This is a genomic window from Aquincola agrisoli (assembly GCF_036621135.1).
In the GTDB taxonomy this organism is placed as follows: domain Bacteria; phylum Pseudomonadota; class Gammaproteobacteria; order Burkholderiales; family Burkholderiaceae_C; genus Aquincola; species Aquincola agrisoli.
In genome coordinates this window covers 610,617-626,677 of the sequence record NZ_JAZIBG010000028.1, presented here as the reverse complement: position 1 = coordinate 626,677, position 16,061 = coordinate 610,617, and the positions used below count along the sequence as shown (strand labels likewise).

The window sequence follows — 16,061 nt, the reverse complement described above, 5'->3', positions numbered from 1 at the left end:
AGGGAGGTCCGGTGGATCTTCATGGAAATGTCACTGCGCACGCGCGGCAGGTGTCGGCCACCTTCACGCCGAAAACGGTGGCGGAGGTCGTGCACCTCGTGCAGTGGGCCCGGCAGACACGCACGCCGCTGTATCCGGTCTCGCGCGGGCTCAACTGGGGGTACGGGTCGTCGTCGCCGGTCGTCGACGGTTGCGCGGTCGTCGACCTGAGCGGCATGCGGGAGATCCGCAACAAGACCGAGATCTCCGCCCGCAACCCGGTGGCGGTCATCGAGCCGGGGGTGACCCAGGGCGACCTGCACGACCACCTCGCCGAGCACCACCCCGACCTGACCTTCAACGTCACCGGCTCGGGCCGGCAGACCAGCGTGCTCGGGAATGCGCTGGACAGGGGCGTCGGCTACATCGGGCCACGCAAGGAGGACATCTACGGGCTGGAGTTCGTCGATGGCCAGGGGCGCGTGTTCGAGACCGGATTCCGCCGCCTGGGCGAGCACTCGCCGCTCGCGCACACGCATCCCTACGGGCTGGGTCCGATGCTGGACGGGCTGCTGTCCCAGAGCAACTTCGGCATCGTGACGAGCGCCTGCTTCCGGCTGCTGCCGCGCCGGCCCAGGGAGGCGGCGGTGTCGTTCTCCCTTCGCGAGCCGAAGGATCTCGGCGCATTCCTCGATGCGCTGATCGCGATGAAGCGGGAAGGCCTGCTGGCGACCGTCACGCACGCAGGCAACCGGGCCCGGACGCAGGCCACGCTGACCTACGGGCTGTCGAAGTACCTGGCGGCCGAGTGCGGCCTGCGGGGCGAGGCGCTCGAGCGCGCGGCGGTGCAGGCGCTGCGGCTGGTGGCACCGTATGAGTGGACGGCGCTGGGCAGCGTGATGGGCAGTGCGGGGCAGCTCCGGGCGACGCTGAAGGAGATCGACGCGCGCAGCCGGCGCTGGGCGCGGGTGCGCGTGGTGACCGAGGAGCGCCTGCGGCTCGGGTATGCGGTGCTGCACCGGCTGCGCTGGCTGCCAGCGGCACGGGCCCAGGCCGCGGCGATCGCGGCGATCCGACCGCTGCAGGGGCTGGCCCGGGGCGTTCCAACCGATGCCCCCATCGACAACCTGCTGTGGAAGTTCGGCCGGCCCGAGCTGCCGGCGGAGCATCTGGACCGCTCCCGCTGCGGCCTGCTGTTCATCAACCCGGCGCTGCCCGCGGACGGCGGGTTCGTCGCACGGCTGATGGACGAACTGGATCGGCTGGCGGCGACCTTCGGCCACACGTTGAATACGACGATCAACATCGAGACGCCCACCTCCGTGGTGGCGGTCATCAACCTGCTGTTCGATCGGGCCGATCCCCAGGCCGTGGCGCAGGCGCACCGCTGCGCCGACGCGCTGTACCGCTGCATCGATGCGTCGGGACTGAGCGTCTACCGGGCCCGTGCGGACATGATGGCCGACGTGGTGGCGCGCAACCCGGCGTACTGGGCCCTGGTTCGCTCCCTGAAAGACGTGCTGGACCCGCAGGGTGTCATTGCGCCCGGCCGGTATTGCCCGGCCTGACCGGCCAGTCGGCGTCGGGTTTCTTTACAGAATCCCGCGAGAAGATTGGATGTTTCCTGTAAGTGCTTGATGCGTAAGCAAAATTTTTCCTGGTACGCCTTGTGCTTATTGGTGTCGCAGGCGGAGGCAGTTGATCGTTCTGCCCGATGCACCAACTGGTTCTCAAGGAGCGAAACATGAAGATGTTCAAGTACGCAGGCGCCATCGCCGCAGCGACGCTGGTCGCCGGTTCGGCCATGGCCGCCCCGATTTTCGAAGTGACGCCCAGCGCACTCGGCTATGCCGTGGCGCCGTTCAACGCCGACAAGATCGACGGTGGCGCGGCTGCGCTGCTGACGCTCGACGCGGCGACGCAAACCGTCACCGGCACTGGCTACGTCGAGTTCACCTCGTTCGCACTGAACAACTCGTCGCTGAACTCGGGCAACACGGGTCTGAACATCGGCGGCCCGCTGAACCTCGGCTACCAGATGTGGACGGTCTTCAGCTACAAGACCTCCTACACCGGCGGCGGCACGGGTTTCGGTACCGCGGGTAGCCAGTACAACATCCTCGAGCTGAGCTTCGAGGTCTATGCCCGTCCGTTCGCCGCTGCCGGCAACGCGGTGTTCAACCCCGGCTCGCCGGCCGGTGTGGCACCGTCGGTGTCGGTCGGCGCAGGCGCGCAACTGGTGGGCACGGGTCTGCTGGATGCCACCGGCCCGAACGCCGCGTCGTTCAATGCTGCTGGGGGCACCTCCTTCAATGCCAATTCGCTGTTCTCGCTGACCGCGTTCGGCGAAACGGTGTTCACGCAGCCCGACCCGTTCTACACGAATGCCTTCAACAGCTTCACGAACACGTCGACCGGCTTCGTGCAAAACGGCCAGTTCATCCAACTGACGCAAGCCACTGGCAGCATCGACTTCGCGGGCCAAGTGCCGGAACCGGGCAGCCTGGCCCTGGTTGGCGCGGCGCTGCTGGGCCTGGCCTTCGCGCGTCAGCGCAAGGGCGGCAAGGCTTAAGCCAAGCTCCGCTCTACAAGAAACCCTGCGGGCCAAGCCCGCAGGGTTTTTTTTCGTCCGTGCGGCGGTGCAACGTGGCGCAGGTATGTGCTTCAGTTCATGGGTGGCGTGCCGATCTCTTCGCGATTGCACAGGAGCAGCCATGACCTCGCCGACCTACCGCCTCATTACCCGCAGCGACTTCGACGGCCTCGTCTGCGCGGTGCTGCTGAACGAGCTGAAGCTGATCGACGAGATCAAGTTCGTGCACCCCAAGGACATGCAGGACGGAAAGGTCGAGGTCAGCGCACGCGACATCACCACCAACCTGCCCTACGTGCCCGGCGTGCACATGGCGTTCGACCACCATGCCTCGGAAACGCTGCGCAACACTGGCGACCGGCCCAACCACGTCATCGACGCCAAGGCACCCTCGGCAGCCCGTGTGGTGTACGACCACTACGGTGGCGCCAAGGTCTTCCCGACGATCGCGCCCGACATGATGGACGCCGTCGACAAGGCCGATGCGGCGCAGTTCACCCGCGACGAGATCCTGAACCCGACCGGCTGGGTGCTGCTGAACTACCTGATGGACGCGCGTACCGGCCTGGGCCGCTTCCGCAACTTCCGCATCAGCAACTACGCGCTGATGATGGATTTGATCGCCTACTGCCGCAACCACGGCATCCAGGACATCCTCGGCCTGCCCGATGTCAAGGAACGCGTCGAGCTGTACTTCGAACAGGCCGAACGTGCCAAGGAGCAGATCGTTCGATGCAGCACGGTGCACGGCAACCTCGTCGTGCTCGACCTGCGGCACGAGGAAACGATCTGGGCGACCAACCGCTTCATGATCTATGCGCTGTTCCCGCAGACCAACATCTCCATCCACGTGATGTGGGGCGTGCAGCAGCGCAACACGGTGTTCGCCACCGGCAAGTCGATCCTCGACCGCAGCAGCCGCACGCACGTCGGCGAGCTGATGCTGCAGTACGGCGGCGGCGGGCATGAAGCCGCCGGCACCTGCCAGGTCGAGAACGACCAGGCCGAAGCCAAGCTGGCCGAACTGATCGAGCGCATCCGCCGCGACGGCTGACGCATACTGCCTCCGTGCCGCCGACGCGAGCGGCGGAGGAGGCCGAGGCATGCGTGACGTCGCCCGTACAGCCCTGCTGCCGGCGGTGCTCGGCGCAGTGGCCGCCTGCAGCCCGCCCGCCGAGCCGCCCATCACCGGCTACGTCGAAGCCGAATACCTGCGGGTCGCCTCGCCGGTCGCCGGCCGGCTCGTGGCCCTGTCGGTCGAACGCGGCGCCAGCGTCTCGGCCGGTGCACCGCTCTTCGCCGTCGAACCGGATCTGGCCGCCTTGGCGCTGCGCGAGGCCGAGTCGCGTGCCCAGGCGGCGCAGGCCAGCGCGCGTGATCTCACCCGCGGCGCCCGCCGCGACGAGCTTGCGGCAGCGCAGGCCGCCCTGGCAGCCGCGCAGGCCGCGGCCGCCCAGGCGGCGAGCGACCTGAAGCGCCAGCAGGCCCTGGCTGCCCAGGGCTTCGTTTCCAGCGCCGGGCTCGATGCCTTGCGCGCACGCCGCGACGCCACTGCCGCCGATGCGCAGCGCCTGGCGGCCGACCTGCGCACGGCCCGGCTCGGCGCCCGCGACGATCGCCAGGCGGCCGCCGAAGCGGAAGCCGCGGCCGCCCGCGACGCCGTCGCGCAGCAGCGCTTCCGGCTCGGCCAGACATCGGTGGCCGCGCCGGCCGCCGCACGGGTGGTGGACACCTTGCTGCGCCCCGGCGAATGGGCGGCGGCCGGTGCACCGGTGGTTCAAATGCTCGAGCCCACCGCACTGAAGCTGCGCTTCTTCGTGCCCGAAGCCCTGCTGGCGCGCGTGCCGGTCGGCAGCCGAGTGCGCGCCACCTGCGACGGCTGCAGCGCGCCGTTCGACGCCACCGTGCGCTACGTGGCGCCCGAGGCCGAGTTCACGCCGCCGGTCGTCTACACCGAGCGGCAGCGCCAGCGCATGGTGTTCCTCGTCGAGGCGTGGCCGGTGCCGGGTGCGGTGGCCACGCTGCACCCGGGCCTGCCGGTCGACGTGCAGCTCGGCGTGCCAGGGCCCGGGGGCCACCAGAACACGCGCTGACCATGGCCGACGACGCACTCGTCATCGACGTGCAGGGCCTGACCAAGCGCTACCGCGGCCGCGCGGTGGTCGACGGCCTGTCGATGCAGGTGCGCCGCGGCGAGGTGTTCGGCTTCCTCGGCCCCAACGGCTCCGGCAAGACCACCTCGATCCGCATGATGTGCGGCCTGCTGACGCCCGATGCCGGCGCGGGCCAGACGCTGGGCTTCGACGTCGTGCGCGAGTCGGCGGCCATCAAGCGCCGCGTCGGCTACATGACGCAGCGCTTCGGCCTCTACGAAGACCTCTCGATCCGCGAGAACCTCGACTTCATCGCGCGCGTGTACGGGCTCGACCGCCGCGCCGCGCGCGTGGACGAAGCGCTGCAGCGCCTGGGCCTGGCCACCCGCGCGGCGCAGCTCGCGGGCAGCCTGTCGGGCGGGTGGAAGCAGCGGCTGGCGCTGGCCGGCTGCATGATCCACGAGCCGCAACTCCTGCTGCTCGACGAGCCCACGGCCGGTGTCGACCCCGGCGCGCGGCGCGCCTTCTGGGCCGAGATCCACGAGCTCGCCTCGCGCGGCATCACGGTGCTCGTCTCCACCCACTACATGGACGAGGCCGAGCGTTGCCACCGCCTCGGCTACATCGCCTACGGCCGCCTGCTGGCGCTGGGCACGCCCGAGGCCCTGCTGGCCGACAGCGGCCTCGTTGCCCGCGTGCTCGAGGGCCCTGGTGCCGCGCAGGCTGCGGCTGCGCTGTCGGCGGTGCCGGCGGTCGAAACCGCCACGCGCCTGGGCGACCAGTGGCGGCTGAGCGGCGTCGACGCCCGCGCGCTCGACGAGGCGCTGGCGCCGTGGCGCGGCCGTGACGGCCTCGCGTGGCACACGGCGTCGCCTTCGCTCGAAGAGCTGTTCATCCACCTGTCGCGGCGCAGCGCCGACAACATGGCATGAAGCAGGCGCGCGAACCGTTCAGCGCCGGCCGGCTGTGGGCGGTGATCCTGAAGGACCTCATCCAGCTGCGCCGCGACCGGCTCACCTTCGCGATGATGATCGGCATCCCGATCATCCAGATGGCGCTGTTCGGCTTCGCCATCAACGGCGACCCGCGCCACCTGCCCACCGCCGTCGTCGCGCAGGAGCAGGGGCCGTACACGCGCAGCCTGGTGCAGGCGCTGGAGCACACCGGCTACTTCCGCGTCACGCACGCCGGCATCGGCGAGCGCGAGGCCGACCGCCTGCTGTCGCGCGGCGAGGTGCAGTTCGTGCTGACGGTGCCGGCCGGCTTCGCCCGCGCGGTCGACCGCGGCGAACGCCCCGCGCTGCTGCTGGAGGCCGACGCCACCGACCCCGCCGCCACCGGCAATGCGCTGGGCGCCGTGCAGCAGCTGGCGGCCGGCGCGCTGCGCCACGACCTGCGGCACCTGCCCGCGGCCGCGCCCTCCACGCAGGCGGTGCCGTTCGAGTGGCGCATCCACCGCCGCTACAACCCCGAGGGCATCACGCAGAACAACGTGGTGCCCGGGCTGATGGGCGTCATCCTGACGATGACCATGGTGATGATGACCTCGCTCGGCCTCACGCGCGAGGTGGAGCGCGGCACGATGGAGAACCTGCTGGCCACGCCGGTGCAGCCGCTCGAGGTGATGGTGGGGAAGATCGTGCCCTTCGTGGCCATCGGCCTGGTGCAGGTCGCCGTCATCCTGCTGGCGGCCCGCCACGTCTTCGGCGTGCCGTTCAACGGCTCGACGGTGCTGCTGATGCTGGGCACGCTGGCCTTCATCGGCGCCAGCCTGATGGTGGGCATCACCATCTCCAGCGTCGCGCGCAGCCAGATGCAGGCGATGCAGATGACGTTCTTCTTCTTCCTGCCGTCGATGCTGCTGTCGGGCTTCATGTTCCCGTTCCGCGGCATGCCCGGCTGGGCGCAATGGCTGGGCGAGGCGCTGCCGCTGACACACTTCCTGCGGCTGGTGCGCGGCCTCATGCTCAAGGGCAACGCGGCAGCAGACGTCTGGCCGCACCTGTGGCCGCTGCTGTTGTTCACGGCGGCCATGCTGGCTGTCGGGCTGCTGCGCTTCCGCCGCACGCTGGATTGATGGCGCCCCCAAGCTCGCTTCGCTCGCTACCCCCCGAGGGGGCCGCCCGCTGAAGGACCGGCGGAGCCGGCTCCTTGGCGGGAGCTGGATCAAGACCCGTCTGGTGTGCTGGTGCGCTGTACACTCTTCAGCTCCAGCGCCGATTTGCTTCTCCGATTGCGGGCGCTTCAACAAATGCAGCTAAAGAGGGATGCCTGGCCCGGTGTCCGCTTCTTTGGCGTCACCGGGTTTTTCTTTCGATGGCATCCCTTGGTCACGTCACGCCGCAGAGCATGCACTTCGCCGAGCCGCTGCCGCTGAAAAGCGGGGCGCAGCTCGCCGATTACACGCTCGTCTACGAAACCTACGGCACGCTCAACGCCGACCGCAGCAACGCGGTGCTGGTGTGCCACGCGCTCAACGCGTCGCACCACGTGGCCGGCACGTACGAAGGCCAGGAGCGCAGCGAAGGCTGGTGGGACAACCTCGTCGGCCCCGGCAAGCCGCTCGACACCGAGCGCTTCTTCGTCATCGGCATCAACAACCCGGGCTCCTGCTTCGGCTCGACCGGGCCGATGCAGACCAATCCGGCCACCGGCCAGCCCTACGGCGCGAGCTTCCCGGTCGTCACCGTCGAGGACTGGGTCGACGCCCAGGCCCGCCTGCTCGACCGCCTGGGCATCACGCAGCTGGCCGCGGTGCTGGGCGGCAGCCTGGGCGGCATGCAGGCGCTGAGCTGGTCGCTGCGCCACCCGGCGCGGCTGCGGCACTGCGTGGCGGTGGCGACGGCGCCCAACCTCTCGGCGCAGAACATCGCGTTCAACGAAGTCGCGCGCCGCGCCATCGTGACCGACCCCGACTTCCACTGCGGCCATTTCTACGCGCACGGCGTGCTGCCCAAGCGCGGCCTGCGCGTGGCCCGGATGATCGGCCACATCACCTACCTGTCCGACGATTCGATGGAGGCCAAGTTCGGCCGCAGCATGCGCGCCGCCGAACTGGGCTACAGCACGCAGGACATCGAGTTCCAGATCGAGAGCTACCTGCGCTACCAGGGCGACAAGTTCAGCGAGTACTTCGACGCCAACACCTACCTGCTGATCACCCGCGCGCTCGATTACTTCGATCCCGCGCGCGAGCACGGCGGCGATCTCACGCGCGCCTTCGCCGCCGCGCAGGCCAAGTTCATGCTCGTGAGCTTCACCACCGACTGGCGCTTCTCGCCCGCCCGTTCGCGCGAGATCGTGAAGGCGCTGGTCGACAACCAGCACGACGTGAGCTATGCCGAGATCGACGCGCCGCACGGCCACGATGCCTTCCTGCTCGACGACCCGCGCTACCACGCCGTGCTGCGGGCGTACTTCGACAACGTGGCCAAGGAGGCGCGGGCATGAGCGACAGATCGGACATGGAAGTCATCGCCTCGCTGGTGCCGGTGGGCAGCCGCGTGCTCGACCTCGGCTGCGGCGACGGTGCGTTGCTGGACCACCTGCGCACGCACCGCCAGTGCCGCGGCTTTGGCGTGGAGATCGACGACGCCAAGGTTGCCGCCTGCGTGCGGCGCGACGTGAAGGTGCTGCAGCTCAACCTCGAGGAAGGCCTCGCGCTGTTCGAGGACCGCTCGTTCGACGTGGTGCTGCAGCTCGACACGCTCCAGCACCTGCGCAACACCGAGAAGATGCTGCAGGAAACCGCGCGCGTGGGCCGCATCGGCATCGTCGGCTTCCCGAACTTCGCGCACTGGCCCAACCGCCTGCGGGTGGTGAGCGGCCGCATGCCCGTGACCCGCGCGCTGCCCTACGAGTGGTACGACACGCCCAACATCCGCGTCGGCACCTATGCCGACTTCGAGGTGCTGGCCCGCAAGAACGGGCTGTCGATCCTCGACAGCTTCGGCATGCACCAGGGCAAGGTCGTGCGCGGCTGGCCGAACCTGATGGCCAGCGTGGCGGTGTTCAAGTTCGAGCGAGCCTGAGCTTTGCCTCTGGGGCCCTTCAGTGGCTGATCATCCACGGCCGCTTCGAGGGGAACGCCTTGTTCCCGTTGCCGCCTGTCACCGTGGCGCTGCGGCGTGCGCCCGAACAGCAGCCGCAGCCCGACGGGTGCTTCAGCCGCGCGTAGTCGCTCGACCGCTGCGGCTCGTGCCGGGCGCGTTCGTTCGTCTCCATCGCCAGCCGCAGGCCGGTGTCCATGTCGGACACCCGCGCCGCGGCCAGCCAGGTGCGGGGCGAGTCGGCGCCGCAGTTCGGACAGGGCAGCGGCTGCTCGCGGTCGGCGATGCGGCGCACTGCGTCGAACGGGCCGCAGCGGTCGCAGCGGTAGTCGTAGGTCGGCATGCGTCGGGCCCCGTGCTCAGAGGTCGGGCGACAGCGGCATGTCGACGCTGCCGTCGAGGAACTTGGTCGGCCCGGCCGCGCTCGGGTTGATGTCGAACTCGAAGATCTGCGTCGGCAGCCACAGCGTGGCGCAGGCGTTGGGCACGTCCACCACGCCGCTGATGTGGCCCTGCACCGGCGCCGTGCCCAGGATGCTGTACGCCTGTGCGCCGGAGTAGCCGAACTTCTTCAGGTACTCGATCGCGTTCAGGCAGGCCTGGCGGTAGGCCACGTTCACGTCCAGGTAGTACTGCTTGCCGCTCTCGTCGACGCTGATGCCTTCGAAGATCACGTAGTCGTTGTACGTGGGCACGATCGGGCTGGGCTTGAAGATCGGGTTCTTGATGCCGTACATCGCCATCCCGCCCTTGATGACGCTGACCTTCATGTGCACCCAGCCGGCCATCTCGATCGCGCCGCAGAAGGTGATCTCGCCATCGCCCTGGCTGAAGTGCAGGTCGCCGACCGACAGGCCCGCGCCGTCCACGTAGACGGGGAAGAAGATCTTCGAGCCGCGCGACAGGTCCTTGATGTCGCAGTTGCCGCCGTGTTCGCGCGGCGGCACGGTGCGCGCGCCGGTGGCCGCGGCCTGGGCCTTGGCATCGCCGGTGAGCTTGCCCATGTGGGCCGTGCCCGCGAAGGGCGGGTTGGCCAGGCCGCTGGTGGCCGGGTCGGAATCGATCAGCGCCTGCTCGCGCGTGTTCCAGGTCTCCAGCATCTTCGGGTCGGGCAGGCAGCCGATCAGGCCGGGGTGGATCAGCCCCGCGTACTTCACGCCCGGCACGTGGCGCGAAGTGGTGAACATGCCGTGGAAGTCCCAGATCGACTTCTGCGCCTGCGGGAAGTGTTCGGTCAGGAAGCCGCCGCCGTTCTGCTTGCTGAAGAAGCCGTTGAAGCCCCACAGGCTGTCCTGCTTGGCGCCGATGTCCAACAGTTCCACCACCAGCAGGTCGCCCGGTTCGGCACCCTTCACGCCCACCGGGCCGCTCAGGTAGTGCACCGTGGTCAGGTCGATGTCGCGCACGTCGTCGGCGCTGTCGTTGTTCTTGATGAAGCCGCCGGTCCAGTCGTAGGTTTCCAGGATGAAGTCGTCGCCGGGCTTCACCCAGCAGGCCATCGGGATGTCGGGGTGCCAGCGGTTGTGCACGTTCTCGTTGCTGGGTGCGGGCTGGTTCAGGTCGACCTTGATCAGGGTTTCGGGCATGGTCACGCTCCTCGTGTTGACGTTCGTTCAGACGGACAGGAACTGCTTGATGCGCTCGGCGTCGATGCCGGCGCGCGGGCTCTCGTGCACGAGCCGGCCGCCTTCGATGACGAACAGGCGGTCGGCGACGTCCATCGCAAAACTCAGCACCTGTTCGGAGACGACGATCGTGATCTCGCGCAGCTTGCGGATCTCGTTCAGCGCACGGGCGATGTCCTTGATGATCGAAGGCTGGATGCCTTCGGTCGGCTCGTCGAGCAGCAGCACCTTGGGGTCCGTCACCAGCGCCCGCGCGATCGCAAGCTGCTGCTGCTGGCCGCCCGAGAGGTTGCCGCCCTTGCGGTTGCGCATGTCGAAGAGCACCGGGAACAGCGCATAGATTTCGTCGGGGATGCGCTGGCTCTTCGCGTTCTCGAGCCCAGTCTGGATGTTCTCGGTGACCGTGAGCGTCGGGAAGATCATCCGCCCCTGCGGCACGTAGGCGATGCCCTTGGCCACGCGCTGGTAGCTCTCCAGCTTCGATACGTCGTGCCCGTCGACTTCGATGGTGCCCGCCTTCAGCGGCAGCACGCCGATCAGGCTCTTGAACAGCGTGGTCTTGCCCATGCCGTTGCGGCCCATGATGGCAACCGTCTCGTTGCGCTTGGCCGAGAAGTCGATGCCGTGCAGCGCTTCGCTTTGGCCGTAGGACGTGTGCAGGTTGGTGACGTTCAGCATGGCGGGCGTCCTTTCAATGGCCGAGGTACACGTCGATGACCTTGGGGTCGTTCTGCACCTCGTCCATCGAGCCTTCGGCGAGGATCTTTCCCTGGTGCATCACCGTCACCTTGTGGGCGATGCGCTTGACGAAGTCCATGTCGTGCTCGATCACGATGACCGAGCGGCCCTGGCAGATGCGCTGCAGCAGCTCGGCGGTCAGCTCGCGCTCGCGCACGCTCATGCCGGCGATGGGCTCGTCCAGCATCAGCAGCTCGGGCTCCTGCATCAGCAGCATCCCGATCTCCAGCCATTGCTTCTGGCCGTGCGAGAGCAGGCCAGCCTCGGTCTCGAGCTGGTCGCCCAGGCCGATCTCGTCGGCCACCGCCTGCACGCGCTGCTTCACCTCGTCGTCGCACTGGAAGGCCAGCGCGCCGAACACGCTGCGCCCGCGCGGAAAGGAGACTTCCAGGTTCTTGAAGACCGACAGGTTTTCGTAGATCGACGGCGTCTGGAACTTGCGGCCGATGCCGGCGCGCACGATGCGGTGTTCGGCCAGCTTCGTCATCTCCTGGTTCTTGAACTTGATGCTGCCGTGGCTGGCGCGTGTCTTGCCGCAGATCAGGTCGAGCAGCGTGGTCTTGCCTGCGCCGTTGGGCCCGATGATCACGCGCAGCTCGTTCTTGTCGACGTACAGCGTCAGGTTGTCGATGGCCTTGAAGCCGTCGAACGAGACGGTGAGGTCTTCGACTGCCAGGGCGAAGTCTGTGTTGCTCATGGGGTTTGTGCTCCGGCGGGGCGCTGGGGGTCGGTGCTTGTGCTGCGGGGTGTGCAGGTATGCCGTGGCCTGCGACTGAGGCGGTCGGCGCGGAGCGCCGACTTCCCTGCGTTGCTCGGTCGCCTGGGGTTGCCGCCGAACTCACTTCGCTCACTGCGTTCGCTGCGTTCAAACAGGCGTCGGCAGATCAGTTGACGAAGCGCGCTGCGCGCGCACCCCAGGCGCCCTGCGCTACTCGGCGCCTCACACGCAGGCCCCAGCGCACGCGCACACCCCGCAGCAGGCACGGTGGGTGATTCGCGGCGATGGATTGCTCGCTTCGCCTCGGGCTCTGTCGGGCTGAGGCGTGGGTTTGCTTTTATCCAAGCAAGGAAAAGCCGGTGCCAGCGCAGCAGGCGGTGCCCGGTGGGGGCGATTTCTGGGGTGGCGAGAAGCGCAGGGCCGAGGTCGGCGCGCGCAGCGCGCATCAACATCTGACTTGCCGACGCCTGTTTGAGCGCAGTGAGCGAAGCGAACGTAGCGAGTTCGGCGGCACCGACCTCGGCCCGAGCATCGCAGCGGAGTCGGCGCGGAACGCGCCGACCACCCCAGCATGAGCCCCCACCGGGCACCGCCTGTTGCGCATTCCAGCCCCAACGAGGTAGCGCACCGGGCAGTTGCTTCGACGACAGCAGCGACAACTCAAGACGTCTCATCTTGCGGCGCTCCTGTCTTAGCCGTGTTGGCCCTGGACGCTCGGCGGCAGCGGTGCATCGGTCGCGCCGTTGCCTTCGGTGGCGCGGCGCAGCGGCGTTGCCGCGACAGCGGCGGGTGCTGCCGCCTCAGCCTGCGGCGCGGCAGGGCCGCGGCCCATCCGCTTCATCAGCCACGGCTTCACCTTGTCGGTGTACAGCCCGGCCAGCCCGTCGGGGAATGCCAGCACCACGCCGAGGAAGAGGCCGGCCATCATGAAGAGCCACAGGTCCGGGAAGGTCTCGGAGAAGTAGGTCTTGCCGTAGTTCACCAGCAGCGCGCCGTACACCGCGCCCACCAGCGACATGCGCCCGCCCACCGCGGCGAAGATCACCATCTCGATCGACGGGACGATGCCCACCAGCGACGGCGACATGAAGCCCACCTGCAGCGTGAACATCGCGCCGCCGACGGCCGAGAGCATCGCCGCCAGGCAGAACGCGAACACGCGGAAGTTGGCGACGTCGTAGCCCGAGAAGCGCACTCGGTCTTCCTTGTCGCGCATCGCCAGCAGCAGCGTGCCGAGCTTGCTCTTCTGGATCCAGGTACACAGCACGATCGCGCCCAGCAGCAGCCCCACGCAGACGAAGTACAGGATCACCTTGGCGCTGTCGGTGCGCGTGTCCCAGCCCGCCAGGGTCTTCAGGTCGGTCATGCCGTTGACCCCGCCGGTGTAGCCCTGCTGGCCGATGATCAGCACCGTGAGGATCAGCGCCACCGCTTGCGTGATGATCGCGAAGTACACCCCGCCCACGCGGCGCTTGAACATCGCGAAGCCGATGACGAAGGCCAGCAGCGTGGGCACGCCCAGCACCAGCAGCACCGTCGCCGGGAACGAATGGAAGGGCAGCCACCAGGTGGGCAGCTCGGTCACCTGGTTCCAGTCCATGAAGTCGGGGATGCCGGGCGTCGACTGGATCTTGGTGGTCTCCGGGTCGCTGGCCTCCAGCTTCAGGAACATCGCCATGCCGTAGCCGCCGAGGCCGAAGAACACGCCCTGGCCCAGGCTCAGCACGCCGCCCCAGCCCCACAGCATCACCAGGCCGAGCGCCACGAAGGCGTAGCTCAGGTACTTGCCGACGAGGTTGAGGCGGAAGAGGTCGAGCGTGAGCGGGAACACCACCACCAGCACCACGGCCAGCAGCAGCACGCTGCCCATGCCGGTGCGGCCCATCCACTGCTTGAAGCCGTTCATATGCACTGTCCGATCGATGAGGCGAGAAGAAGCAGGGCGGCCATCAGCGCCGAACCTTGACCGCGAACAGGCCTTGGGGGCGGAACATCAGGATCACCACGATGGCCGACAGCGTCAGCACCTTGGCCATCGAGCCCGTCATGAAGAACTCCGAGATCGACTGCGTCTGCGCGATGCCGAAGGCCGAGACCACCGTGCCGAACAGGCTGGCCGCGCCGCCGAAGGTCACCACCAGGAAGGCGTCCACGATGTAGAGCGAGCCCGAGGTCGGCCCGGTCGAACCGATGGTGGTGAAGGCCGCGCCGGCCACGCCGGCGATGCCGCAGCCGATCGCGAAGGTGAGCCGGTCGGTCTGGCGGGTGTTGATGCCGGTGGCGTTGGCCATCACGCGGTTGGCCACCGTGGCACGCACGCGCAAGCCCCAGCGCGACTTGTAGAGCGCGATCAGCACCCCGGCCGTCACCAGCAGCGTCAGCCCCATCACGAAGAGGCCGTTGATCGGGATGTCCAGGCCTTCGGCGGGTGCCCAGGAGCCCATCAGCCAGTCGGGCAGCGTGGGGCTCACCTCCTTGGCGCCGAAGGTCGAGCGGAAGATCTGCTGCATCGCCAGCGACAGGCCCCAGGTGGCCAGCAGCGTGTCGAGCGGCCGGCGGTAGAGGTGGCGGATGACCAGCCACTCCACCGCCCAGCCCACCGCGAAGGCGAACAGGAAGGCCGCGGCGATCGCGAACGGGAAGTAGGCCTGCACCAGCTTGGGCGCGTAGGCCTCAGCGAGGTGCGAGAAGAGGTAGATCGTGTAGGCGCCGATCGTCATGAACTCGCCGTGCGCCATGTTGATGACGCCCATCTGGCCGAAGATGATGGCCAGGCCCAAGCCCATCAGCAGCAGTACCGAGAAGAGGCTCAGGCCGGCGAAGCCCTGCATCAGGCCGATGTTCATCATGTCGGTCAGCGTCATGGCGTCATCTCCCTCGCGGTGCGGCTTACTTGTAGCCCTCGGGGAACGGGTTCGGCTCGATCAGGTTGGGCGACTCCGCCACCACCTTGAACTGCCCGTCCGCCTGCGCCTGGCCGATGCGCGTCTTGCTCCACAGGTGGTGGTTGGGGTGCAGCTTCACGTAGCCTTCGGGCGCGGTCTTCAGCTCGATGTCGGCCGAGGCGGCGGCGATCTTGTCGACGTCGAAGCTGCCGGCCTTCTCGACCGTGGCCTTCCACAGCCAGGGGCCGAGGTAGCCGGCCTGCGTCACGTCGCCGATCACCGCGTCCTTGCCGTACTTGGCCTTGAAGGCGGCGACGAACTTCTTGTTGTTCTCGTTGTCCAGCGACTGGAAGTACTTCATCGACGAGTAGAAGCCCGCCATGTTCTCGCCGCCGATGCCCAGCACCTCGTCTTCCGTGACCGAGATGGTCAGCAGGAACTGCTTGTCGGCGGTGACGCCCGCGGCCTTCAGCTGCTTGTAGAAGGCCACGTTCGAGCCGCCCACCACCGCCGCGAAGATCACGTCGGGCTTGGCCACCTTGATCTTGTTGATCAGCGAGTTGAAGTTGGTGTGGCCCAGCGGGTAGTACTCCTCGCCCACCACCTTGTTCTTCAGCACGTTCTCGATGTGCTTGCGGCCGATCTTCATCGACGTGCGCGGCCAGATGTAGTCGGAGCCGATCAGGAAGTAGGTCTTCGCGCCCTTGGTCTTCTGCGCCCAGTCCAGGCCCCACAGGATCTGCTGCGTGGCTTCCTGGCCGGTGTAGATCACGTTCTTGCTCTGCTCCAGGCCTTCGTAGAAGGTCGGGTAATAGAGCATGCCGTTCTCCTTCTCGAAGATCGGCAGCACGGCCTTGCGCGAGGCCGAGGTCCAGCAGCCGAACACGGCCGCGACGCGGTCGTTGACCAGCAGCTTCTTCGACTTCTCGGCGAAGGTCGGCCAGTCGGAGGCGCCGTCTTCCTTGATGACCTTGATCTTGCGGCCCAGCACGCCGCCCATCGCGTTGATCTGGTCGATGGCGAGCTGCTCGGCCTGGATGGAGCCGGTCTCGGAGATGGCCATCGTGCCGGTGGCCGAGTGCAGCTGGCCCACCGTCACCTCGGTGTCGGTGACGGCCAGCTTGGTGGTGTTGACCTTGGCGGTGGGGAACTGCTGGGCCAGCGCCAGGCCGCCCAGGCCGGCCAGCGGCAGCGCGGCCGCGCCCTGCAGCAGGCGGCGGCGGCGCAGCGAGGCCAGGGTCGGGTCGATGTCGCGGGGGTCGATGGTCATGCGGGTTCTCCTCGAGATGCGTTGGTGAAGCGGGGCGTTGCCGCATCTTGGGAGAAGCCCTGATACGCACGAATACGTCATTCGACGTAGCCGCCGCCGAGCGCGCCTGGG

At 68.1% G+C, this 16,061-nt stretch carries 15 protein-coding genes; 8 read left to right on the top strand and 7 right to left on the bottom strand.

The window, feature by feature from the left end; genetic code table 11:
* Positions 1-11: 11 nt before the first annotated feature.
* From V4F39_RS14600 to metW, 8 genes are all read left to right on the top strand, one after another.
* Positions 12-1,547 (top strand): FAD-binding oxidoreductase, encoded by a 1,536-nt coding sequence (locus V4F39_RS14600; protein ID WP_332290268.1) that lies wholly within the window; start codon positions 12-14, stop codon positions 1,545-1,547.
* A gap of 176 nt (positions 1,548-1,723) precedes the next feature.
* The gene (gene pepA / locus V4F39_RS14595; RefSeq protein WP_332290267.1) at positions 1,724-2,551 is read left to right on the top strand and encodes a flocculation-associated PEP-CTERM protein PepA; all 828 of its coding nucleotides are present in this window, start codon (positions 1,724-1,726) and stop codon (positions 2,549-2,551) included.
* 142 nt (positions 2,552-2,693) lie between these two features.
* Positions 2,694-3,626, top strand: coding sequence for an exopolyphosphatase (locus V4F39_RS14590; protein ID WP_332290266.1), 933 nt, complete (start codon positions 2,694-2,696; stop codon positions 3,624-3,626).
* 49 nt (positions 3,627-3,675) lie between these two features.
* The gene (locus V4F39_RS14585) at positions 3,676-4,665 is read left to right on the top strand and encodes an HlyD family secretion protein (RefSeq protein WP_332290265.1); all 990 of its coding nucleotides are present in this window, start codon (positions 3,676-3,678) and stop codon (positions 4,663-4,665) included.
* Between the two features lie 2 nt (positions 4,666-4,667).
* The gene (locus V4F39_RS14580; RefSeq protein WP_332290264.1) at positions 4,668-5,597 is read left to right on the top strand and encodes an ABC transporter ATP-binding protein; all 930 of its coding nucleotides are present in this window, start codon (positions 4,668-4,670) and stop codon (positions 5,595-5,597) included.
* Positions 5,594-6,742: an ABC transporter permease gene (locus V4F39_RS14575; RefSeq protein ID WP_332290263.1), complete on the top strand. Its 1,149-nt coding sequence runs from the start codon at positions 5,594-5,596 to the stop codon at positions 6,740-6,742. The genes V4F39_RS14580 and V4F39_RS14575 overlap by 4 nt, the downstream gene beginning before the upstream one ends.
* Positions 6,743-6,981: 239 nt before the next feature.
* Complete coding sequence (gene metX / locus V4F39_RS14570; protein ID WP_332290261.1) at positions 6,982-8,115, top strand: homoserine O-succinyltransferase MetX; 1,134 nt, start codon at positions 6,982-6,984, stop codon at positions 8,113-8,115.
* The gene (metW, locus tag V4F39_RS14565; protein ID WP_332290260.1) at positions 8,112-8,696 is read left to right on the top strand and encodes a methionine biosynthesis protein MetW; all 585 of its coding nucleotides are present in this window, start codon (positions 8,112-8,114) and stop codon (positions 8,694-8,696) included. Before metX ends, metW begins: the two co-directional genes overlap by 4 nt.
* Before the next feature lie 19 nt (positions 8,697-8,715).
* Here the strand turns inward: metW and V4F39_RS14560 are convergent, their stop codons facing one another.
* The 7 genes from V4F39_RS14560 to urtA all read right to left on the bottom strand — a co-directional run bounded on the left by V4F39_RS14560 (position 8,716) and on the right by urtA (position 15,950).
* Positions 8,716-9,057 (bottom strand): FmdB family zinc ribbon protein, encoded by a 342-nt coding sequence (locus tag V4F39_RS14560; RefSeq protein WP_332290259.1) that lies wholly within the window; start codon positions 9,055-9,057, stop codon positions 8,716-8,718.
* Between the two features lie 16 nt (positions 9,058-9,073).
* On the bottom strand, positions 9,074-10,300 hold the full coding sequence (fmdA, locus tag V4F39_RS14555) for a formamidase (RefSeq protein ID WP_332290258.1): 1,227 nt from the start codon (positions 10,298-10,300) through the stop codon (positions 9,074-9,076).
* A gap of 27 nt (positions 10,301-10,327) precedes the next feature.
* Positions 10,328-11,017, bottom strand: coding sequence for an urea ABC transporter ATP-binding subunit UrtE (urtE, locus tag V4F39_RS14550; RefSeq protein WP_332290257.1), 690 nt, complete (start codon positions 11,015-11,017; stop codon positions 10,328-10,330).
* A 13-nt stretch (positions 11,018-11,030) separates the two neighbouring features.
* The gene (urtD, locus tag V4F39_RS14545; RefSeq protein WP_332290256.1) at positions 11,031-11,774 is read right to left on the bottom strand and encodes an urea ABC transporter ATP-binding protein UrtD; all 744 of its coding nucleotides are present in this window, start codon (positions 11,772-11,774) and stop codon (positions 11,031-11,033) included.
* Between the two features lie 712 nt (positions 11,775-12,486).
* Complete coding sequence (urtC, locus tag V4F39_RS14540) at positions 12,487-13,701, bottom strand: urea ABC transporter permease subunit UrtC (RefSeq protein ID WP_332290255.1); 1,215 nt, start codon at positions 13,699-13,701, stop codon at positions 12,487-12,489.
* Between the two features lie 43 nt (positions 13,702-13,744).
* Complete coding sequence (gene urtB / locus V4F39_RS14535; RefSeq protein ID WP_332290254.1) at positions 13,745-14,659, bottom strand: urea ABC transporter permease subunit UrtB; 915 nt, start codon at positions 14,657-14,659, stop codon at positions 13,745-13,747.
* A 25-nt stretch (positions 14,660-14,684) separates the two neighbouring features.
* On the bottom strand, positions 14,685-15,950 hold the full coding sequence (gene urtA, locus V4F39_RS14530; protein WP_332290253.1) for an urea ABC transporter substrate-binding protein: 1,266 nt from the start codon (positions 15,948-15,950) through the stop codon (positions 14,685-14,687).
* Positions 15,951-16,061: the final 111 nt, after the last annotated feature.